Here is a 21913-nt window from a genome sequence, read left to right as displayed (position 1 = left end):
TCCTGGTCACGGCTCGACGAGGGTGAGGTGCCGGGGGGAGACGTCGACGGTGAGGCGCTGGCCCCAGGTCAGCGCCAGCCGGTCGGCCTCCAGGCCGTCCGCGAAGGCCACCAGGCCGTCGGACTCGGCGACGAGTTCCAGCCGGTCGGCCCGGTCCAGCCTGCCCGCGGTGAGGGTCGCGCCGGTGACCGGGGACGGCCACGCCTCCCGCACGTACCAGCAGAGGGCCTCCTCCTCCGGGGCGGGCGGCCGCGGCGCACCCGGACGGTCGCGCGCGATGGACGCGCACCAGCCGGTCGCCCCCGTACCGCTGCCGACCACCACCCCGGAGGAGGAGTGCCGTTCCCGCCGTGCCCGCCCCTCCACGGGCACGGTGAGCTGGTAGCGGGCGGACTGGTGGGAGGCGTGCCCGACGTACACCTCGTTGAGGCCGACCAGCTCCTGCCCGTCGTCGAGCGCGGCCCGGACCATGGCCCGGCGCCGGGTCGGCGCGGCGCCCGCGACGACCGCCGGGAGCAGGCCGCCGAGCTGCCCGGCGGTGAACCGGACCAGCACCCCGGCGTTGCGGCCCGGCTCCGGGTCGATGCCGACCACCGGCTGCCGGTCGAGGTACTTCGCCACGTTGGCGACCAGCCCGTCCGGCCCGACCGCCACCACCACGTCCTCCGGCCCGAACAGGAACCGGGGCAGGTCGTCCCGGTCCACCGCGCCGCGCCGCCAGTCCGCCGGGACGGCGGCGCCGACCGTGGTCAGCGCCGCCTGGAGGGCGTCGTGCCGGTCGACGACCTCCGCCAGGTCCCGGCCCCGCTCGCGCAGGTACCAGGCGGCGGCCGCCCGGGTGCCGTGCCGGCCCAGCAGCTCGTCCAGCTCGCTGCGCCGGCTCACCACGACCACCCGGGGGGCCAGGGTCGCGCTCATCGGCCGGTCGCCGGTCCGGCCAGCCGGGCCAGCAGGTCGGTCACCACGTCGGGGGTGACGGTGAGCTGCCCGATCTGCGGGAGCCGGCCGGCCAGCTCGCGGACGGTCAGGACCCGCAGCACCTCCGGCGGCAGCTCCGCGTACGCGGCCAGCTTCGCCGCCTCGGCCTCGGCCTCGGCGTGCCCCACCACGCGTACGCCGTCCGCGCGGGCGGCCGAGAGCGCGCGTTCCTTCTCGGCGGTGCCGATGGCCAGCACCCGCTCCTTCTCCGCCTCGGCGGCGGCGAGCACCCGGGCCCGTTCGGCGGCGGCCGCGTTGGCGACCTTCTCCCGTTCCGCCTTGCCCTGGGCGGTGGCCAGCTCGGCGGCGGCGTCGAGTTCGGCCCGGCGGCGGGTGTTCGCGCCGTGCTGCTCGACCAGCTGCTGTTCCCGGCGGGCCAGCTCGATCTTGTTCTGGAGCTCGTTCTCGGCGATCGACCGTTCCTGCTCGACGGCCTGCGCCCGCCGGGCGTAGGTGGCCCGGTCGGCCTGCACCTGGACGGCCTCCCGGGTGGGGGTCTGCAACGCCCGTTCCAGCTCCGGCTCGGGCCGGACGGCGACCACCCGGGCGCTGACCACGGCGACCCCCAGGTCGGTCAGGCGGGGCTCGTCGACCAGCGCCGTGGCGACCGCCTCGCGGACCGGCGCGACGGTGGTCAGCGCCTCGGCGAGCGGCACCCGGGCCAGCAGGTCGAGCGCCGGCTGCTGGGCCAGCTCGGCCAGCAGGGTGGCCACCTGGTCGAGCGGGCGGGCCCGGGCCTTGCCGGTGCGCGGGTCGACCGAGAAGTCGAGCCGGCCGGCGGCGCGCGCCGGGTCGGCCACCCGGTAGGTCACCGTCGCCTGCACGGTGATGTCGGCGAAGTCGCCGGTGCGGGCGTGGAACAGCAGCGGCAGCTCGCGGTCGTCCACCGGCACCTCGCTGAGCACCGCGTTGAGCGGCCGGTACCAGAAGGACAGCCCGACGCCCTCGCGCCGGACCCGACCGCCCACCCCCAGCCGTACCCAGGTGGTCGGGGTCCCGCGCAGGTGCCGCAGGAACAGTCGCCTCGAAACGTCGGCCATGGTTCTCGCCCTCCCCTTTTCGTCATCACGACGATAAACGCTCTGGTACCTTATCGTCAAGGTGGTGATAAAGAGATGGCCGAGTACCCGCCCTTCGCGGTGACCGCCGACCTGGTGGTGTTGACCGTCCGCGCAGACGAGCTGGCCGTGCTGCTGGTCCGCCGCGGCATCCCCCCGTACGAGGGGGCCTGGGCGCTGCCCGGCGGCTTCGTCGGCATCGACGAGGACCTGCCCGACGCGGCCGTCCGCGAGCTGGCCGAGGAGACCGGCCTCCCCGAGCCGGCCGGGCACCTGGAACAGCTCGGCACGTACGGCCACCCGGGGCGGGACCCGCGCGGCCGGGTGGTCACCGTGGCCTGGCTCGCGCTCCTACCGGACCTGCCCACCCCGGTCGCCGGCACCGACGCGGCGGCGGCCGAGTGGGTGCCGGTCACGAAGGTCGCCCGGGACCGGCTCGCCTTCGACCACGACCGGATCCTCGCCGACGGGCTGGAACGGGCCCGGGCCAAGCTGGAGTACACCCCGCTGGCCGCCGCCTTCTGCCCGCCGGAGTTCACCGTGGCGCAGCTGCGGACGGTCTACGAGACGGTCTGGGACACCCGACTCGACCCCCGCAACTTCCACCGCAAGGTCACCGGAACGCCCGGCTTCGTGGAGCCGGTCGGCCGATCCACCGAGGGTGACCGGGGACGCCCGGCTCAGCTCTTCCGGCGCGGTCCGGCCACCCTCCTGCACCCGCCCATGCTCCGCCAGCACCGCTGACAACTCTCGCTCCGGACCCCGCGGGGAGCCACCGACGCCCGAGACGGACCGCCATGCGCCACCACCTCGGGCTGTCCCGGGGCCGAGGACACTTACGCCTCAGTCGCTACAGATCTGAGAGCCTCAACGACTCAGCCCGATGAGTCGCTGACGCTCTCAAGTCTGTAGGCGCTCCGGAGGTGGCCAGGGCGCCGGAGGTGACCGGAGTTCCCGTCGTCGGCGGGGCGACGGTGGTCGGGGTGGCGGTGGTCGGCGGGGTGCAGGTCGCCGTCGGGCCGACGGTGGTCGTTGGGGCGACAGTGCTCGTGGGGGCGACGGTGGTCGTCGGGGTCAGGGTGGTGGTGGGTGACGGGTCGGTGGGCGTACCGGAGGAGCCGTCCGGGCTGCTCCCACTGGGGGACGGCGCCGGCTCGGAGAGGGTGACCGTCGGGCTCGGCGTCGGCTCGGGGGTCGGCGACTGCGGTGGAGGCGGCGACTGCGGCGGGGGCGGCGTCGGGCTGGGCGTGGGCCGCGGGGTCGGCCGGGGTGACCTGGTCGGCGGCGGGGTGGTCGATCTGGTCGGGGCGGGACGTGGGGAGCGGCCCGCCGGGGAGGTACTGCGTCGGGGCGCGGGCTTCGCGACGGGACCGGCCGGGGCGGCCGGCGCGGGGACGCGTACCGCCGGCCCGGGACGCGGGGCGACGGGCGCCGCCGGGTCGGGTGCGGCCGACGCCGGGAGCGGGGGGACCAGCGGGACCGAGCCGGTCGGCACCACCGGGACCGGGCGGCTCGGCGGCGCGGCGGGCTGGCCGGTCGACGGGGGTTGGATCACCACGGGGCCCACGGACGGGGTCGGGATGAAGGGCGTACCGCTCTCCGGCAGGGCCGTGCTGCCGACGGTGGCCGAGCCGGCGCTGATCGCGGCGAGGATGGGCATGGACGCGGTGCCGGCGAGCAGGGCGACGGTGAAGAGGTAACCCCGGGTGGGGCCGGTCAGCCCCGGTGCCCGGTGGACGCCGACCACCCGGCGGTAGCCGCCGCCGGCGCGGTGCCGGCCGAGCAGGGGTACGCCGGGACCGTCGTTCTGATCGGACACCGGCACACTCCTCGTCGACGACACGGGCGATGGTCGGGCATAGCCTTAAACGGACAAAGGCCACTTAAGACGCATCTGCCCCACCAGCTTGAACCAGTGACGTTCAGTTCACCAGCCGGCACAGCGTGTCGACACACAAAATGTCCGTCGGCGTGAATCTTCCAAGCGACAAAGCGCCCGAAGCAGACGGAAGCCCGACGGTACGGAGGGCCGTACTGTGGGGCCGCTCACCTCCTCTGCAATCATTCAGGCACGACGGCAGTGCAGCCGCGACCTCCGCGCACCCGCGGCAGGCGTGGACGAGCGCCGGCGCTCCCGATCCGGGTTCGCCCCAACGAGCCCGGCTCACGCCGCGCGGCAACCCTCACCAAGGGTTGGGCGTGGCCGCCAGGAACCAGCCCGGCACCGGCCGGGCCAGGTGCAGGACTTGCGCGGAACGGGTCACCCCCCGAAGCCGGCGCAGACACGACAGGGAGAGACGGATGGCAAAGGGCGACCCCGGGGTACCCACCCGCGGCCGGCGGGCCGCACCCCGTTCCAAGCAGGCCGCGGCCGCGGCCGCCGGTGACCCGGAACTCGTACAGCTGCTGACCGCCGAGGGCGAGCGGATCGAGAGCGCGACCGGCCCGGACGGGACCGAGTACCGCGTCGACTTCACCGACGAGGAGTACCGCGGGCTCTACCGCGACCTCGTCCTGGTCCGCAAGCTCGACGCCGAGGCCACCGCGCTGCAGCGCCAGGGCGAACTGGGCCTCTGGGCCAGCCTGCTCGGCCAGGAGGCCGCCCAGGTCGGCTCCGGCCGGGCCCTGCGTACGCAGGACATGGCCTTCCCGACCTACCGGGAGCACGGCGTCCTCTACTGCCGGGGCATCGACCCGATCATGCCGCTCGGCCTGTTCCGCGGCGTCGACCAGGGCGGCTGGGACCCGAACGAGTTCAAGTTCAACATGTACACGATCGTCATCGGGGCGCAGACCCTGCACGCGACCGGGTACGCCATGGGCGTCGCCATCGACGGCAAGACCGGCACCGACGACGGCGAGGCGGTGATCGCCTACTTCGGTGACGGCGCCACCAGCCAGGGCGACGTCAACGAGTCGTTCGTCTGGGCCAGCGTCTTCAACGCCCCCCTGGTGTTCTTCTGCCAGAACAACCAGTACGCAATCTCCGAGCCGCTGGAGCGGCAGACCCGGGTTCCGCTCTACCGGCGGGCCGGCGGCTACGGCTTCCCCGGTGTCCGGGTGGACGGCAACGACGTGCTCGCCACGTACGCGGTGACCCGGCACGCGCTGGACAACGCCCGGCTCGGCCAGGGCCCCAGCCTGATCGAGGCGTACACCTACCGGATGGGGGCGCACACCACCTCCGACGACCCGACCCGGTACCGGATCGCCAGCGAGGTCGAGGCCTGGCAGGCCAAGGACCCGATCGCCCGGATGAAGGCGTTCCTGACCAGGCAGCAGATCGCCGACGAGTCGTTCTTCGCCGAGATCGACGAGCAGGCCCGCACCGAGTCGGTGCACCTGCGCGAGCGGGTGCTGAACATGCCGAACCCGGAGCCGGTGAGCATGTTCGACCACGTCTACCCGCACGGCTCCCCGGAGCTGGACGAGCAGCGGGCCCAGTTCACCAAGTACATGGAGTCGTTCGAAGGGAGCGCCCACTGATGGCCACGGAGACGCTCACCCTCGGCAAGGCTCTGAACACCGGCCTGCGCCGGGCCCTGGAGAACGACCCGAAGGTCGTCATCATGGGCGAGGACGTCGGCAAGCTCGGCGGCGTCTTCCGGATCACCGACGGGCTCCAGAAGGACTTCGGCGACCAGCGGGTGATCGACACCCCGCTGGCCGAGTCCGGCATCATCGGCACCGCGGTCGGCCTGGCCATCCGCGGCTACCGCCCGGTCTGCGAGATCCAGTTCGACGGCTTCGTCTACCCCGCGTACGACCAGATCGTGTCGCAGGTGGCGAAGATGCACTACCGCTCGCAGGGCAAGGTGCGGATCCCGATGGTCATCCGGATCCCCTACGGCGGTGGCATCGGCGCCGTCGAGCACCACTCCGAGTCGCCCGAGGCGTACTTCGCGCACACCGCCGGCCTGAAGGTGGTGACCTGCGCGAACCCGCAGGACGCGTACGTCATGATCCAGCAGGCGATCGCGTCGGACGACCCGATCGTCTTCCTGGAGCCGAAGCGGCGCTACTGGGAGAAGGGCCCGGTCGACCTGGACGCCCCGCTGTCCGAGGCGTACCCGCTGCACTCGGCCCGGGTGGTCCGGCCCGGTACGGCCGCCACCGTGCTGGCGTACGGGCCGATGGTCCGGGTCGCGCTGGACGCGGCGACCGCCGCCGCCGAGGACGGCCGGGAGCTGGAGGTCATCGACCTGCGCACGCTCTCCCCGCTGGACCTGACCGCCGCGTACGAGTCGGTGAAGCGCACCGGCCGCTGCGTGGTCGTGCACGAGGCCCCGGGCAACCTGGGCCTCGGTTCGGAGATCGCCGCCCGGATCACCGAGGAGTGCTTCTACTCCCTGGAGGCCCCGGTGCTACGCGTCACCGGCTTCGACACCCCCTACCCGGCCAGCCGGGTGGAGGAGGAGTACCTGCCCGACCTCGACCGGGTGCTCGACGCCGTCGACCGCGCCTTCGGCTGGTGAGTGGAATGTCACGGATCAAGGAGTTCAACCTCCCCGACCTGGGTGAGGGACTGACCGAGGGCGAGATCCTCGCCTGGCTGGTCAAGGTGGGCGACGTCATCGAGCTGAACCAGCCGATCGTCGAGGTGGAGACGGCGAAGGCGGCCGTCGAGATCCCGGCGAAGTGGGCCGGCCAGGTGCGGGCGATCTTCCACCCGGAGGGCACCACGGTCGAGGTCGGCACGCCGATCATCTCGATCGACACCGACCCGGGCGCCGGCCCGATCGAGGAGTCGACGACCGGTGCGCCGGACTCGGCGCTGCCCACCCCGTCGGCGGCCTCGCTGGCGGCGGTGGAGATCGCGCCCGAGGAGGGCATGGTCGAGCCGGGCCTGATCGGTGGCGCCGCCCCGGGTGGGCGGACCGCCGTGCTGGTCGGCTACGGCCCGCGTACCACGGCGGCGAAGCGGCGGCCCCGCAAGGCCGGCGTCCCGGCCCAGGCCACGGCGGCCCCGGCCGCGCCGGTCCAGGCCGCCCCGGCTCCGGTCGCGCCGGTGTCGCCCGCCCCGGCGGTCAACGGCGACCGGCCCGCCGGTGGGGCCGTGCTGGCCAAGCCGCCGGTGCGCAAGCTGGCCCGGGACCTGGGCGTCGACCTCGGCACGCTGACCGGCTCGGGCCCGCTGGGCTCGATCACCCGGGAGGACGTACAGCGGGCGGCGAGCGGAGCCCCGGCGGCGGCCGAGCCGCTGACGGTCACGGCGGCGGCCCCGGCGGCCGCGAGCTTCGGCGCGGACCGCGAGCAGCGCATCCCGGTCAAGGGGGTACGCAAGCTGACCGCCGAGAACATGTCCCGCTCGGCGTTCACCGCCCCGCACGTGACGGAGTTCCTGACCGTCGACGTGACCCGGGCGATGAAGGCGCTGGACCGGCTCCGCACCCGGCGCGAGTGGCGCGACGTCCGCGTCTCGCCGCTGCTGCTGGTCGCCAAGGCGGTGCTGCTGGCGGTCAAGCGTCACCCGATGGTCAACTCGACCTGGGCCGGCGACGAGATCGTGGTGAAGGACTACGTCAACCTGGGCATCGCGGCGGCCACCGAACGCGGCCTGATCGTGCCGAACATCAAGGACGCCGGGCGGCTGTCGCTGCGCGAGCTGGCGGACGCGATGACGGAGCTGGTGCAGACGGCCAAGACCGGGAAGACCTCCCCGGCCAACATGTCCGGCGGCACGTTCACCATCACCAACGTCGGCGTCTTCGGCGTCGACACCGGTACGCCGATCCTGCCCCCGGGCGAGTCGGCGATCCTGGCCTTCGGCGCCGTACGCGAGATGCCGTGGGTGCACAAGGGCAAGGTGAAGCCGCGCCTGGTCACCACGCTGGGCCTGTCGTTCGACCACCGGATCATCGACGGTGAGCTGGGGTCGAAGTTCCTGCGTGACGTCGGCGACTTCCTCGCCGACCCGGAGGCGGCGCTGCTCGCCTGGGGCTGACGCCTCCGATGAGCGACACCGCTACGGCCGGTGTGCACGGGTTCACGCCCGGCACACCGGCCGTAGCCGTTCCCGCCTTGGAAACCTCCGGTTCACCATCTAGTTGACCTACGATCCTTCGGTGCGTGGCTCAGCTCACCTAATAATCGATGGAAATCGGGGTCCGTCTGCGCTTCAATGGATGCATCAGGGGCTGACAACCGAATAGCCGGAGGAGAGAACACCCATGAGCATGATCGAGCGCATCCGTACCCGCCGTGACGCCAACCGTCGGGCCCGTGCCATCGAGCACGCGCTGCGTTCCGCCAACTCGCCCGCGGTCCGCGAGGAGCTCCTCGCGATCGCCCAGCGTCACATGAGCTGACGCCACCCACTTTCCTCACCTCCTCCAGATCGACGACCCGCCCGGCCAGCCGGGCGGGTCGTCGGCGTTTCACCCGGGATTCCACCCCGCCGCACCGCCCGGTACGGTTGGGCTCGGTCGCCACCCGCCGACCCGGAACCGACCGGTGCGATAGAAGCTGATCGACACGGTCCGGCGACGCGCAGTGATGACCCGATGCTCCCCGGAGGCTCTGGGCGGTGACCGGATACGGTGCGGGGAGCCCGTACGGCCGAAATCGCCGGCGACGCCGGCACCTGCCGACCCGACCGGGCGGCATCGGTGGCCGACATGTGATGGAGGAGGCGCACCCATGACGTCCGAGGGCTCGCACCGCCCCGGCCAGGAGCCGGACGAGGTGTCGCCGGGCGCCGGCGGACCGGCGCCGTACGGCGACCGCAACGCGCAGCAGAACAGCCCCTACGGCGCCCCCGACCTCGGCTGGGCGCCTCCGCCACCGGCCAACCGGCCGCAGTCTCCGGCCCCGGCCTGGGCACCGCAGAACGACCAGCCGGCCACCGCCGCCTGGGGAGCCGCGCCTTCGGCCCAGCCGGGCGAGCCGACCCCGGCGCCGGGCACCTGGGGGCCGGCCGCCGGCACCTCCCAGGCCGCCTGGGCCCAGCAGGAACAGTCCGGAGCGTGGGGCACCGCCGCCCAGCAGACCCCGGAGCAGGACCAGCCGGCCTGGGGACAGCAGGCCCCGCAGGCCGCACCGGGCTGGCCGCAGCAGCAGGCCGCGGCGCGCGGCGCGGCGCAGGTCCCGCAGCCGGGCGCGCCGGCCCCGGGTGGCTGGCCTGCGGCGGACGAGTCCCCGCAGGGCGGCGGCTGGAACGGCGCCGGGCAGCAGGACGACCAGGCCCGCTCCGGTGGTTGGAACGGCGCCCCGGACAACCCCGCCACCTCCGGCGGCTGGCCGGCCGACGCCCGCCAGGACGACGCTTCCCGGCCCGGCTGGAACGACGGGCAGGACGACGCCGCCCGCTCCGGCGGCTGGAACCGGTCCACCGAGGACGATCCCTCCCGCTCGGGCGGCTGGAACGCGGGTGGCCAGCAGGACGACCCCGCCCGCTCGGGCGGCTGGCGGGCGAACGCCGCCCCGCAGGACGACCAGCCGGCCTGGGCTCAGCAGGCCGCGCAGGCGGCACCGGCCTGGCCGCAGGCCCAGCCGGCCGCCCGCGGCGCCGCCCAGGTTCCGCAGCCGGCGGCACCGGCCCAGGACGCCCACCCCGGGCAGGACGATCCCGCGCGCTCGGGCGGCTGGCAGCAGCAGGACCGCGGCCCGCAGGCCGACCCCGCCACCTCCGGCGGCTGGAACGCGCCACAGGAGGACCCGGCCCGCTCCGGCGGCTGGAACCGGTCCACCGAGGACGACGCTGCCCGCCCGGGCGGCTGGAACGGTTCCAACCAGGACGATCAGGCCCGCTCGGGCGGCTGGAACGACTCCGCGCAGGACGACGCCGCCCGCCCCGGCGGCTGGAACGACTCCGCGCAGGACGACGCCGCCCGCTCCGGCGGCTGGAACGGCGCCGCCCAGGGCGACGCGGCCGCCTCCGGTGGCTGGAACGCGGGCGCCGGGCAGCCGGCCGTCGGTCGCGGCAGCGCCGCCGTTCCGCAGCAGCAGAACGGTGAGCGGTCGGAGCAGGACTGGCCGGCATCGGACGAGCCCGCCTCCGGTGGGGGGTGGGCGACCGCCGCCGCCGTGCCGCAGCCGGGCGACCGGGGCGACAACGCCCACTGGCCCCGGACCGAACCGACCTCCGCGCCGCCGGCCCGGGCCACGGCCACGGTCACCGGCGACGAGGGCCCGCCGCCCTGGACCGGGCCGGCCGCCGAGAACGCCGGACAGTGGGGGGCCGAGCGCACCGCACGCCAGGACGGCCCCGAGACGGCGGCGTCGTGGTCCCCCGGCGACGGGTGGAACCGCCAGGAGGCCGAGCCGGCCGCCGAGAACGGCTGGGAGCCGCACCGCGCCGAGGAACCGCCCGCCTACCAGCCCGGCCCCGCGCCGGGTATCTCACCGGCCAACGCCGTACCGCTGCCCCCGCAGGAGCAGCGGGTGCCCGGCGCGAGCCTCGCCGCCGCACCGCCGGCCGACTACTCGGCGCCGGCGCAGTACAGCCCGTTCGAGCAGCCCGGCCGGGACGACGCCGGCCGCGGCTACCCGTCGGAGCAGGGCGGGGACGCCTGGGGTGGCGCCGACGCCGCGCGGGACGAGCCGCAGTCGCCGGCCGGCCCGCTGGTGCCGGGGCCGCGTACCTCGCCGGAGTCCGGCCGGGCCTCGGTGCCGGGCGTGGACCCCAACGCCGGCAGCGCCTCCGCCAGCGCCTCGGTGCCGACGGCCAGCCGGGTGACACCCCCGACCGACCAGCCGGTGCACCCCGGCGGCAACCAGCCCCCGCAGCCCCGGGTGTACGGCCGACCGGCCCGCCCCGAGCCGGAGCAGGACGAGCCGGAGCAGGACGAGCCGGGTCACGAGCAGGGCCAGCAGCAGCACTACGACGACCAGGACCGACCCCCGGCGAGCCGCGCCTACGCGGCCGCCGTCCCGGTCACGTCCGGCCCGCCGGCCCCGCCGGCCTTCCCGCAGGGCATGCCGAACTTCGTCGACCCGGCCGGCAACAACCGGCCGATGAACGGCACCCGCCCGCACCCCACCGACGAGCGCGCCGGCGACCCGTACGGAGCCGGCCGGCCCCTCGACGGCACCCAGCCGTACGGCCAGCCGGCGGTGGGCGAGCAGCACCAGGGCGGCTTCCCGCCCGCCTTCCCGGGCGCCCAGCAGAACGCCTTCCCGGGCGGCCAGCAGAACGCCTTCCCGGGCGCCCAGCAGGGCGGCTTCCCCGGTGGGCAGCCGGACGGGCCGTCGTGGGGCGCTCCGACCGAGCCCGAGCAGGGCCGGTTCGACTCGTTCAAGCCGGAGCCGGAACCGAAGGCGGAGCAGCCGGTGCCCAAGGTGCGCAACGGCCGGGTGCTGGCCGTCGTGCTGCTCGTGGCGGTGGCGATCCTGGCCATCCCGCTGGGACTGCTCGCCCTGCTCGGCAAGCTCGGCGGCGAGAACGAGTCGGCGCCGAAGTTCAATCCGGCGGTCGGCTCCTGCGTCAAGCGATCCGGCACTACGGCGGCCACCGCGACCTGCGGCGAGCCGGGCTCGTTCACCGTGGTCTCCAAGGTCGACAACAAGAAGCCCTGCGCCGACCCGGGCCAGCCGCACGTGGTGCTGCCGGACGGCACCACCAAGCTCTGCCTGAAGCCGGCACCCACCAAGTAGGCGTACCCGACGGCGGGGCCACGGAGACGATCCGTGGCCCCGCCGTCGTACGTCCGGGGTGTGATCGAGGCCGCTGCGGGGGTGGGCCGAGGGGACCCGCGGCGTCCGGCAGACTGGGCACATGAGCGCACGAGTACGGGCCCCCGAGCTGCGCGGTCGGGGCTGGCTGAACACCGGCGGCCGGGACCTGAAGCTGGCCGACCTCCGCGGCCGCATCGTCCTCCTGGATTTTTGGACGTTCTGCTGCATCAACTGCCTGCACGTGCTCGACGAGCTGCGCCCGCTCGAGGAGAAGTACGGCGACGTGCTGGTCGTGATCGGCGTGCACTCGCCGAAGTTCGAGCACGAGAAGGACCCGACCGCGCTGGCCGCCGCCGTGGAACGCTACGGCGTGCACCACCCGGTCCTCGACGACCCCGAGCTCGACATGTGGCAGCAGTACGCGGCGAAGGCGTGGCCGACCCTGTCCGTGGTCGACCCGGAGGGCTACGTGGTCGCCACGATGGCCGGCGAGGGGCACGCCGAGGGGCTGGCCCGGCTGGTCGACGAGCTGATCGCCACCCACGAGGCGAAGGGCACGCTGCACCGCGGCGACGGCCCGTACGTCCCGCCGGCGGAGCCGGAGACGGCGCTGCGCTTCCCCGGCAAGGCCGTGGTGCTCGACGGCGGCAACCTGCTGGTCTCCGACTCGGCCCGGCACTCCCTGGTCGAGCTGGTGGCTGACGGCGAGCAGCCGGTGCGCCGGATCGGTACCGGCGCCCGGGGCCGCGCCGACGGGCCGGCGGAGGCGGCCACCTTCTCCGAGCCGCAGGGGCTGTGCCTGCTGCCCGCGCACGCCGCCGAGGTGGCCGGGTACGACCTGGTCGTCGCGGACACCGTCAACCACCTGCTGCGCGGGGTGAAGCTGGCCACCGGCGAGGTGGTCACGGTCGCCGGCACCGGGCGGCAGTGGCGCTCGACGGTCGACGACCACGCGCACGACGCGCTCTCCGTCGACCTCTCCTCCCCGTGGGACCTGGCCTGGTACGACGACAAGATCGTCATCGCGATGGCCGGCATCCACCAGCTCTGGTGGTTCGACCCGATCCGGCGTACGGCCGGCATGTACGCCGGAACGACGGTGGAGGCGCTGCGCGACGGCGCGCTGCCGGACGTGTGGATGGCCCAGCCGTCCGGCCTGTCGGTCTCCGCCGACGGCACCCGGCTCTGGATCGCCGACAGCGAGACCAGCGCCGTGCGGTACGTGGAGAACGGGGTGATGTACACCGCCGTCGGGCAGGGCCTCTTCGACTTCGGCCACGTGGACGGTCCGGCGGACCGGGCGCTGCTCCAGCACCCGCTGGGGGTGCTGGCGCTGCCGGACGGGTCGGTGCTGGTCGCCGACACGTACAACGGGGCGGTGCGCCGGTTCGACCCGGAGACCGGCCAGGTCGGCACGGTGGCCGACGGGCTGGCCGAGCCGAGCGACCTGGTGCTCACCGCCGACGGCGGGGTGCTGGTGGTCGAGTCGGCGGCGCACCGGCTGACCCGGCTGGCCCCGGGCGCGCTCACCGCCGCCGGGGCGAGCACGGTGGACGGGCCCCGGCACAAGCTGGAGCGCCGGCCCACCGACGTCGCGGCGGGTGAGCTGACCCTGGACGTCATCTTCACGCCGGCTCCGGGGCAGAAACTGGACGACACGTACGGCCCGTCCACCCGGCTGGTCGTCTCGGCGTCGCCGCCCGAGCTGCTGGTGGAGGGGGCGGGCACCACCACCGCCCTGTCCCGCCGGCTGGTGATCGACGCCGCGGTGCCCGCCGGCGTGCTCCAGGTGACCGCCCAGGCGGCGACCTGCGACGCGGACGTCGAGCACGCCGCCTGCCACCTGACCCGGCAGGACTGGGGCGTACCGGTGCGGGTGGTCGACGGCGGCGCGACCCGGGTGCCGCTGGTGCTGCGCGGCATGGACGCCTGACGGTCCCGCCGCACCGCCCGCCGGCAGGCGCGGGGCCCAACGGGCGTGGGCCGGCGAGCACGGGCCGAGGCGGGCCGGTGGGTCTCCGGGGACGCTACAGACTTGAGAGCGTGGACGACTCACCGTGCCAGCGGGCCGGCCGGCTCCGGGCAGGCGAGGGCCCTGGCGCCGCACCTACCCATCGGGGGCGCCGGGCGGGCAGCCAGGCGGCCTTGAGGGTACGTTTCCCGGTGAGTCGTCTGTGCTCTCAAGTCTGTAGTCGGCCGACGAGTCCCTCTGAGCTCGGCGGCACCACCGACCGGGTAGGTCCCCGGCAGGGCAGGACCGCCCGCCCGAGCAGATCCGCCGCCCGGGTGGGACCCGCAGCCCGGCGGGACCGGCGCGCTCAGGCGAAGGGCTTCGGGGTGATGCCGGCGTCGATCAGCGCGGCCCGCACCATCTCCGCCGACGCCACCGCGCCGGGAGTGTCGCCGTGCAGGCAGATCGAGTCGACCATGCAGGGGATGACGGTGCCGTCCACGGCCACCACGGTCCGCTCGGTGGCCATCCGCACGGCCCGGTCGGCCACCTCCTCCGGGTCGGTGACCAGCGCGCCGAGCGCCGTGCGCGGCACCAGCGCGCCGTTGGGCAGGTAGCCCCGGTCGGCGAAGCCCTCGGCGACCACCCGCAGGCCGGCGCCCATCGCCAGCTGGGCGAGGGTGGAGCCGGGCGCGCAGAGGACCGGCAGCTCGTGGTCGTACCCGCTGATGGCGGCGACCAGCGCGGCGGCCTGCGACTCGTCGACCGCCGCCGCGTGGTAGAGCGCGCCGTGCGGCTTGAGGTAGCGGACCCGGGTGCGGAACAGCCGGCAGAACGCGTCCAGGGCGCCGAGCTGGTAGGTGACCTCGTCGCGCAGCTCGGTGAAGGCGTACGCGATGTGCCGCCGGCCGAAGCCGGCCAGGTCCCGGTAGCCGACCTGCGCGCCGACGGCGACGCCGCGCTCGGCCGCGCCCGCGCAGACCCGGCGCATGGTGGACGGGTCGCCGCCGTGGAAGCCGCAGGCGACGTTGGCGGAGGTGACCAGGTCGAGCAGCGCCTCGTCGTCGCCGAGGCGCCAGATGCCGAATCCCTCGCCGAGGTCAGCGTTGAGGTCCATGGAACCTCACCGTAGTCCCTGGTCGGGCATGCGCGAGCGGGGTCACGTCGGCGACCACCCCGACGACCGGGTAACCGCCGGTGGTGGGGTGGTCGGCGAGGAACACCAGCGGCTGGCCGTCCGCCGGGACCTGCACCGCGCCGAGCACCACGCCCTCACTGGGCAGTTCACCGGCGACCGCGCGGGGCAGGGCCGCGCCGGCCAGCCGCGCGCCGACCCGGTTGCCGACCGGACCCACCGTGTACGGGGTGTGCAGCAGCCGGTGCAGCGCCTCGGCGGTGAACCAGTCGTCCCGGGGGCCCAGGGTGAGCCGCAGGCGCAGCTCCGCTGGGGGTGGTGTGCCCGGGGTGACGTCCACCGGCGCCGGGTCGCCGGTCGGGGCGCCGAGCGGGAGCCTGTCCCCGTCGCGCAGCGGGGCCGGTCCGAGGCCGGAGAGGGTGTCGGTGGACCGGCTGCCGAGCACCGGGGGGACGTCGAGCCCGCCGCCGACGGCGAGCCAGTTGCGCAGACCGACGCGGGGTCGGGCGATCCGCAGCAGCGCGCCCGCTGGCAGCGACAGCGGCCGGCCCAGATCGGCGGGACGGTCAGCGGCCCGCAGGTCGGTGTCGGCGCCCGTGACGGCGACCGTGGTGGCGGTGGTGAACCGCAGCAGGCAGCCACCGAGGGTGATCTCCAGGCCGGCCGCGGCCTCCGGGTTGCCGACCAGCCGGTTGGCCAGCCGCAGGGCGGCCGGGTCGAGCGCGCCGGAGCGCGGTACGCCGAGGTGCGCCCAGCCGGGCCGGCCCAGGTCCTGCACGGTGGTGAGCGCGCCGGCCCGGATCACCTCGACCGCGGCGGCCGGGCGGGTCACGCGTCCACCAGCCGGACCCGGGTGCCCGGGGTGAGCCGGGCAGGCGGATCGGCGTGCACGTCGAAGAGGGTCAGCGTGGTCCGGCCCACCAGCAGCCAGCCGCCGGGGGACGCGCCCGGATAGATGCCCGCGTACGGGCCGGCGAGCGCCACCGACCCGGCCGGCACCCGGGGCCGCGGGGTGGCCAGCCGGGGCACGGCGAGCGCCGCCGGCAGTCCGGTCAGGTACGCGAACCCGGGCGCGAAGCCGCAGAACGCCACCCGGAACTCGGTGTCCCGCAGCCGCTGGACGACCTCCGGCACCCCGACCCCCCAGTGACCGGCGACGACGGGCAGGTCCTCCCCGTCGTACACGATGGGCACGTCGACCTGACCGGCGGTGGCCGTGGTGGTGACCGGCGCGGGCGTCCAGCCGGCGATCCGGGCGGCGGCCCGCTCGGGGTCGGGCACCCCGTCGAGCAGCACGGTACGCGCGGCCGGGACGATCTCGACGGCGCTCAGTTCACCGGCGTCGCGGCGGCGGCACAACTCGGCCCGCCACGCCTCCACCTGGTCCGGGTCGTCGCAGTCGAGGAGCAGCGCGTACGCGCCGACGGGACGGATCCGCATGTCGCCATCCTCACCGGTAAGCTGATCGGTATTCGCGGTGGCCGGTGGGATCGAACACCATTACTTGCAGGTAACCTACGGTGTCGTAACCTAGCGGTGTGACCACTTCGGCACCGCTCCGGCTCAAGCCGGTCGACCTCGGCAAGCCCCGGATGCGGGGCTGGCTGCACACCTACGCGTTCTTCGTCGCGCTCGTCTGCGGCATCGTGCTCTGCTCGATCGCGGCGGCCCGACCCGGCTGGGCACCCCTGGTCAGCTGCCTGATCTACAGCGTCACCGTGTGCGGGCTCTTCGGCACCAGCGCGCTCTACCACCGGCGGGTCTGGTCCGAGCGCGGCTACCAGGTCATGCGCCGGATGGACCACTCGATGATCTTCGTGTTCATCGCCGGCACGTACACGCCGTTCTGCGTGCTGCTGCTCGACCAGCGGATGGCCACGATCATGCTGGCCCTGGTCTGGGGTGGGGCGCTGGCCGGCGTGGCGGTGAAGCTGATCTGGCCGCACGCGCCGCGCTGGGTCTCCGCGCCGATGTACCTCGCGCTCGGCTGGGTCGCGGTGGTGATGCTGCCGCAGATCCTGCACGAGGGCGGGGTCACCGCGCTGGTGCTGCTCGCCGTCGGCGGCGCGATCTACAGCGTCGGCGCGGTCTTCTACGCGCTGCGCCGACCGAACCCGTGGCCCACCGTCTTCGGCCACCACGAGTTCTTCCACGCCTGCACCCTGCTCGCCGCGATCTGCCACCACATCGCGATCTACTTCGCGCTCTTCGCCTGACCCCGGCGGCCCGCCGCACCGGGCAGCCGGTTCCGGACACGGGCAGGGGGCCCCGCGCCGTTGCGGAGCCCCCCACGTCCGTGGGCGAGAGTGCGACTCAGACCGTGTGGCCCGGGCGACGCACCTCGCGGTACTCCTCGCGCACCACCCGACCGTCCTGCACCGGCACGACCGGCTCGGCGACGGCCCGCTCCCGCACCGGGGCGGCGACCACCGTACGGCGGCGGGTGTTCCAGAAGTAGAGGGTGGTGAGCAGCCCCGCCAGGCCGGCGAGCATCAGCACCCAGCCGACGACGTTCAGGTCGAGCCACCCCAGGTTGGCGTCGACGGCGAATGCGAAGATCGCGCCCAGCGCGATCAGGAAGATGCTGGCACCGATGCCCATGACGTCGCCTCCTTGGCGTTGCGCTGGCGTACTGTCCCGCCGCGGCCATCGATGAGGTAGCGGCACGCATCGACATACCCAGGCGCTCGGACCGCCAATCAGGCAAGCTGTGCGCATGACGGACGCCCATGCCGCGAACCGGACGCTGGTGCTGCTCCGGCACGCCAAGGCCGAGCAGCCCGGAGCGGGCCCCGACGCCGACCGCAAGCTCTCCGCGCGCGGACACGCCGACGCGGCCGCCGCCGGAGCCTGGCTGGCCCGGCACGGCCTCCTGCCCGACGTGGTGCTCTGCTCACCGGCCCGGCGCACCCGCCAGACCTGGCACGACGTGGCCCTCGGGATGACCGGCTCACCCCCCGAAGGAGGGCCGGCGGGCCAGACCCCGACGGTCCGCTACGAGGCCGACGCGTACGAGGCGCGGCCGGAGGACCTGTTGGCCCTGCTCCGCTCGGTCGACCCGGCCGCCGGCACGGTGCTGCTGGTCGCCCACAACCCGGGCATCTCGCTGCTCTCCGCCGGACTCGACCCGGAACGCGCCGACCCGGACGGCCTGCGCACCACCGACCTGGTGGTGCACCGCCCGACCTCGCCCTGGCCCGACCTGTCCCCCGGCGGCGCTCCCATCACCGCCCGCCACACGGCGCGCGGCTGAGGCACACCCGGTCGACGCATCCGGTACGGCAGGGGCCGCTTCCCGACCCGCGCGGCACCGGGCGGGCTCAGGAGGGCGGTGCGGTCGGTGGCGGCGGGTCCGGCGGCGGCGGCATCATCGCGGTCGGGTGGGAGAGCCGGTTCTCCTCCACGATCAGGGTGCGCGCCCGCTTGCGCCGGTCCTGCCAGAACCAGAGCGTGGTGAGCAGGACGGCCAGCCCGGCCAGGATGAAGACCCAGCCGACCGCGCGCAGGTCGATCCACCAGACGTTGGCCCGGATGGCGAAGGTCATGATCGCGCCGAGCGCGATGAGAAAGATGGCGCTGCCAATGCCCATGTGCGCTGCACTCCCCCGTGCGGTGGCCCTTGGGCGTGCTCGTGTGCCGTGGTCCGCGACGGTTACCCGCCCTGCGCCCCACCTACCCGACCGGCCCCCGCATTTCGCCCGCCCACCCCTGCCCACCACCCTCCCGATCGCGACGACACCGCCATGATCGCGCTCGATCCTGGATGTAGTGGCCTCGTAGCCGCGAGCAGGCCACTACATCCTGGATACAGCGCGATCTTGGTGGCCGGTCCCGACACGCTGGCGGCGGGCGCCATGGGCCTGGCGGCCTGCCGGAGCCCCGGGGGGGGGGGGGAACTGCCGCGAGATCGGGGGGTGGTGTGGGACGACAGCGGCCGGCGAGCATGAGCTCGCCGGCCGCTTGGGGTCAGACCGGGGCGATCACCCCGGAAGGGATCAGAAGGCCTCTTCGGGGAGGTCCATGATCTCCAGGTCGGCGCCCTCGATGATCCGCCGGTCGGCGCCGATGCGGGGCAGCACCTCGCGGGCGAAGAACCGGGCGGCGGCCACCTTGCCGGTGTAGAACGCCTTGTCGGCGGCGGAGACGTCGCCGGCCAGGGCGCGCAGGGCCACGTCGGCCTGCTTCTGGAGCAGCCAGCCGACGACCAGGTCGCCGATGGCCAGCAGGAACCGGCGGCTGCTCAGGCCCACCTTGTAGAGGGAGCGGGTGTCGCCGGACTGCGCCTCGCCCAGCCAGCCGGTCATCACGCCGAGCATGTTCTGGATCTCGGCGAGCGCCTTGCCGAGCGCCTGCCGCTCCTCCTTGAGCTGGCCGTTGCCCGCCTCGGAGGTGATGTGCTCCTGGATCTCACCCGCGACCGCCATCAGGGCCTTGCCGTTGTCCCGGACGATCTTCCGGAAGATCAGGTCGAGGCTCTGGATCGCGGTGGTGCCCTCGTACAGGGTGTCGATCTTGGCGTCCCGCACGTACTGCTCGAGCGGGTAGTCCTGGAGGAAGCCGGAACCGCCGAAGGTCTGCAGCGACTCGTGGCCGAGCAGCTCGTACGCCCGCTCGGAGCCGACGCCCTTGACCAGCGGCAGCAGCAGGTCGTTGACCCGCTTGGCCAGCTTGACGGCCTTCTCGTCACCGGCCGCCTCGGCGATGGCGATCTTGTCCTGCCAGGAGGCGGTGTAGCAGACCAGCGCGCGCAGGCCCTCGGCGTACGACTTCTGGAGCAGCAGCGAGCGGCGGACGTCCGGGTGGTGGGTGATGGTCACCCGCGGCGCGGTCTTGTCGGCCTGCTGGACCAGGTCGGCGCCCTGCACCCGGTTCTTGGCGTACTCCAGGGCATTCAGGTAGCCGGTGGAGAGGGTGGCGATGGCCTTGGTGCCGACCATCATCCGGGCGTACTCGATGATCATGAACATCTGCCGGATGCCGTCGTGCTTCTCGCCCAGCAGCCAGCCCTTGGCCGGTACGCCGTGCTCGCCGAAGGTCACCTCGCAGGTGTTGGAGACCTTCAGGCCCATCTTGTGCTCGACGTTGGTGGCGTAGACGCCGTTGCGCTCGCCCAGCTCACCGGTCTCGCCGTCGAAGTGGAACTTCGGCACCACGAAGAGGGAGAGGCCCTTGGTGCCGGGGCCGCCGACGCCCTCGACGCCGACCGGGCGGGCCAGCACGTAGTGGACGATGTTGTCGCTCAGGTCGTGCTCACCGGAGGTGATGAAGCGCTTCACGCCCTCGATGTGCCAGGAGCCGTCGGGCTGCTGGACGGCGCGGGTGCGACCGGCGCCCACGTCCGAGCCGGCGTCCGGCTCGGTGAGGACCATGGTCGAGCCCCACTGCTTGTCGATGAAGAGCCGGGCCCACTTCTTCTGCTCCTCGGTGCCCTCGACGTGCAGCACATGGGCGAAGGAGGGGCCGGAGGCGTACATCCAGACGGGGGCGTTGGCGCCGAGCACCATCTCGGCGAGCGACCACCAGAGGGCGCGCGGGGCGTTGGTCCCGCCGAGCGCCTCGGGGATGTCCAGCCGCCAGAACTCGGAGTCCATGAACGCCTGGAACGACTTCTTGAACGACTCCGGCAGCGGCGCGGTGTGCGTCGCCGGGTCGAAGACCGGCGGGTTGCGGTCGCTGTCCGTGTAGCTGGCGGCCAGGTCCTCGCGGGCCAGGCGGTCGACCTCGGAGAGGAAGCTGCGGGCGGTGTCGACGTCCAGGTCCGTGTACGGCGCCTGGCCGAACGTCCGGTCCGCCCCGAAGACCTCGAACAGGTTGAACTCGAGGTCCCGAAGGTTGCTCTTGTAGTGGGTCATGCTCGCTGGCCCCGCTTCCGGACAGGTGTGTTACCGATCAGTAACTCCAGACTGTATTACTCGCGGGTAGGTACCGACAAGCAGATCGGTGAAGTGAGCGCGATTACACACCTGCCGTTCATCCGACAGCCGACACCCGGTCACGCCTCGGCGGCGCCGACCTCCCAGCTCGGCACGGCCGCCGTGACCCCGCCGCGGGAGCCGGTGTACTCCATCAGCACCAGGGCGATGTCGTCGTCGAGCCGGCCGTGCACCCACTCCACCAGGGCGGTCTCCAGCGAGGCCAGCCCGTCGGCCACCGTGCCGTGGCCGAGCAGCCGCCAGGCCCGGTCGGCGGTGGGGAAGAACTCGCCGTCCCGGCGGGCCTCGCCGAGGCCGTCGGTGAAGAGCAGCAGCCGGTCGCCCGGCTCCAGCCGCTCGACCCGGGGGCGGACCACCGGCATGAAGCCCAGCGGGGGCGCCGGGGCCGGCGGCTCCAGCGGGATGACCGCGCCCCGGCGCAGCAGCAGTGGCGGCGGGTGGCCGCAGTTGACGATGGTCAGGGTGCCGCCCCGCTCCTCGACCAGCGCGGCGGTGACGAAGTCCTCGTCGCCCACGTTGCGGGCCACCGCCCGGTCCAGGTCGGTCACCACCGCCCGGAGGTCCGCCCGCTCGTACGCGACGTGCCGGTAGGAGCCGAGGACGATGCTGGCCAGCCGGACCGCGTCGAGGCCCTTGCCGCGTACGTCACCGATGATCATGCGGACGCCGTACGGGGTGTCCATCGCCTCGTACAGGTCACCGCCGATCTCCGCGGTGGCGGTGGAGGAGATGTACCGGCCGGCGACGGCCAGCGAGCCCACCTGTGGCCCGAGTGGGCGGAGCACGGCCTGCTGGGCCACCGCGGCCAGCTTGGAGAGCTCGGCGATCTGCTCGGCCTGCCGCTGGCGTACCGCCGCCACGGCGCCTGCGATGGCGGTGGCCAGCGCGATGCCGGCCACGTTCACCGCGGTGACCAGGGACATCTCGCGCTCGGCGAGGGCGAAGCCCGCCCCGGTGAGGGTGGCCAGGGCGCCCACCCCGAGCACCACCCGCCAGGAGGCGAGCGCGGCGGCGAGGAACGGGGTGGCCACCATCAGGGCGACGTAGTGCACCGGCCGGCCGTCGGCCAGCTCGACTGCCGAGACGATCGCGAGCAGCGCGAGGGCCGCGCCGAGTCCGGCGCGGGATCCGGGGGTCAGCGGGCTACGGCCCGAGCGCAGGGGATGCATGGGTACACCGGACAGCATGCCTGATGGAACCGAACCCGGGAATGAACCTGCCCCGTCGTCCAGTCATGTTCTGG

Annotated in this window: 19 protein-coding genes; 10 read left to right on the top strand and 9 right to left on the bottom strand. The window is 74.2% G+C overall.

All coding sequences use genetic code 11. The features are described 5' to 3' along the window. Nucleotides 1-6: 6 nt before the first annotated feature. Both GA0074704_RS03465 and GA0074704_RS29625 read right to left on the bottom strand, forming a co-directional pair. Nucleotides 7-918: a diacylglycerol kinase catalytic domain-containing protein gene (locus GA0074704_RS03465; RefSeq protein ID WP_088969153.1), complete on the bottom strand. Its 912-nt coding sequence runs from the start codon at nt 916-918 to the stop codon at nt 7-9. Further along, nucleotides 915-2018 (bottom strand): SPFH domain-containing protein, encoded by a 1104-nt coding sequence (locus GA0074704_RS29625; RefSeq protein ID WP_088969152.1) that lies wholly within the window; start codon nt 2016-2018, stop codon nt 915-917. Before GA0074704_RS29625 ends, GA0074704_RS03465 begins: the two co-directional genes overlap by 4 nt. 75 nt (nt 2019-2093) lie before the next feature. On the opposite strand from GA0074704_RS29625, the gene GA0074704_RS03455 reads away from it, so the two are divergent. The 8 genes from GA0074704_RS03455 (at nt 2094) to GA0074704_RS03425 (ending at nt 13584) form a co-directional block, all read left to right on the top strand. Next, entirely contained in the window at nt 2094-2780 is a 687-nt protein-coding gene (locus GA0074704_RS03455) for an NUDIX hydrolase (protein WP_088969151.1), read from the top strand. A 197-nt stretch (nt 2781-2977) separates the two neighbouring features. Continuing rightward, a complete protein-coding gene (locus tag GA0074704_RS03450) occupies nt 2978-3736 on the top strand; it encodes a hypothetical protein (protein WP_157743586.1) in 759 nt (252 codons plus the stop codon). A gap of 601 nt (nt 3737-4337) precedes the next feature. Then, a complete protein-coding gene (pdhA, locus tag GA0074704_RS03445) occupies nt 4338-5522 on the top strand; it encodes a pyruvate dehydrogenase (acetyl-transferring) E1 component subunit alpha (protein WP_088969149.1) in 1185 nt (394 codons plus the stop codon). Further along, entirely contained in the window at nt 5522-6511 is a 990-nt protein-coding gene (locus GA0074704_RS03440) for an alpha-ketoacid dehydrogenase subunit beta (RefSeq protein WP_088969148.1), read from the top strand. Before pdhA ends, GA0074704_RS03440 begins: the two co-directional genes overlap by 1 nt. Nucleotides 6512-6516: 5 nt before the next feature. Beyond that, nucleotides 6517-7980 carry a dihydrolipoamide acetyltransferase family protein gene (locus tag GA0074704_RS03435; protein ID WP_088969147.1) on the top strand — a complete coding sequence of 488 codons (1464 nt, stop codon included), beginning with the start codon at nt 6517-6519 and terminating at the stop codon, nt 7978-7980. A gap of 226 nt (nt 7981-8206) precedes the next feature. Next, nucleotides 8207-8344: a hypothetical protein gene (locus GA0074704_RS29005; RefSeq protein ID WP_013283356.1), complete on the top strand. Its 138-nt coding sequence runs from the start codon at nt 8207-8209 to the stop codon at nt 8342-8344. Between the two features lie 331 nt (nt 8345-8675). Beyond that, a complete protein-coding gene (locus GA0074704_RS03430; RefSeq protein WP_088969146.1) occupies nt 8676-11630 on the top strand; it encodes a hypothetical protein in 2955 nt (984 codons plus the stop codon). Nucleotides 11631-11751: 121 nt separating this feature from the next. After that, nucleotides 11752-13584 (top strand): NHL domain-containing thioredoxin family protein, encoded by a 1833-nt coding sequence (locus GA0074704_RS03425; protein WP_088969145.1) that lies wholly within the window; start codon nt 11752-11754, stop codon nt 13582-13584. Between the two features lie 385 nt (nt 13585-13969). Here the strand turns inward: GA0074704_RS03425 and GA0074704_RS03420 are convergent, their stop codons facing one another. From GA0074704_RS03420 to GA0074704_RS03410, 3 genes are read right to left on the bottom strand one after another with little or no spacing between them, the layout of a single operon-like run. Beyond that, nucleotides 13970-14719, bottom strand: a complete 750-nt coding sequence (locus GA0074704_RS03420) for a LamB/YcsF family protein (protein ID WP_088969144.1) — start codon at nt 14717-14719, stop codon at nt 13970-13972. Continuing rightward, complete coding sequence (locus tag GA0074704_RS03415) at nt 14703-15569, bottom strand: 5-oxoprolinase subunit C family protein (protein WP_088969143.1); 867 nt, start codon at nt 15567-15569, stop codon at nt 14703-14705. Before GA0074704_RS03415 ends, GA0074704_RS03420 begins: the two co-directional genes overlap by 17 nt. Further along, entirely contained in the window at nt 15566-16177 is a 612-nt protein-coding gene (locus GA0074704_RS03410; RefSeq protein ID WP_088969142.1) for a 5-oxoprolinase subunit B family protein, read from the bottom strand. The genes GA0074704_RS03415 and GA0074704_RS03410 overlap by 4 nt, the downstream gene beginning before the upstream one ends. Before the next feature lie 98 nt (nt 16178-16275). Between GA0074704_RS03410 and trhA the strand changes: the two genes are divergently transcribed. Further along, complete coding sequence (gene trhA, locus GA0074704_RS03405) at nt 16276-16953, top strand: PAQR family membrane homeostasis protein TrhA (RefSeq protein WP_088969141.1); 678 nt, start codon at nt 16276-16278, stop codon at nt 16951-16953. A gap of 97 nt (nt 16954-17050) precedes the next feature. On the opposite strand, the gene GA0074704_RS03400 is transcribed toward trhA, so the two are convergent. Further along, nucleotides 17051-17338 carry a DUF6458 family protein gene (locus GA0074704_RS03400; RefSeq protein WP_088969140.1) on the bottom strand — a complete coding sequence of 96 codons (288 nt, stop codon included), beginning with the start codon at nt 17336-17338 and terminating at the stop codon, nt 17051-17053. A gap of 115 nt (nt 17339-17453) precedes the next feature. On the opposite strand from GA0074704_RS03400, the gene GA0074704_RS03395 reads away from it, so the two are divergent. Then, on the top strand, nt 17454-17990 hold the full coding sequence (locus GA0074704_RS03395) for a SixA phosphatase family protein (RefSeq protein WP_088969139.1): 537 nt from the start codon (nt 17454-17456) through the stop codon (nt 17988-17990). 67 nt (nt 17991-18057) lie between these two features. Here GA0074704_RS03395 and GA0074704_RS03390 read toward each other — a convergent pair whose 3' ends face one another. From GA0074704_RS03390 to GA0074704_RS03380, 3 genes are all read right to left on the bottom strand, one after another. Then, entirely contained in the window at nt 18058-18327 is a 270-nt protein-coding gene (locus tag GA0074704_RS03390) for a DUF6458 family protein (protein ID WP_088969138.1), read from the bottom strand. A gap of 405 nt (nt 18328-18732) precedes the next feature. Then, on the bottom strand, nt 18733-20589 hold the full coding sequence (locus tag GA0074704_RS03385; protein WP_088969137.1) for an acyl-CoA dehydrogenase: 1857 nt from the start codon (nt 20587-20589) through the stop codon (nt 18733-18735). A 140-nt stretch (nt 20590-20729) separates the two neighbouring features. Further along, entirely contained in the window at nt 20730-21857 is a 1128-nt protein-coding gene (locus GA0074704_RS03380; protein ID WP_088969136.1) for a PP2C family protein-serine/threonine phosphatase, read from the bottom strand. Nucleotides 21858-21913 lie beyond the last annotated feature (56 nt).

Origin of the sequence: Micromonospora siamensis (genome assembly GCF_900090305.1) — a bacterium.
Taxonomy (GTDB): domain Bacteria; phylum Actinomycetota; class Actinomycetes; order Mycobacteriales; family Micromonosporaceae; genus Micromonospora; species Micromonospora siamensis.
This window is presented reverse-complemented; position numbering and strand designations above follow the sequence as displayed.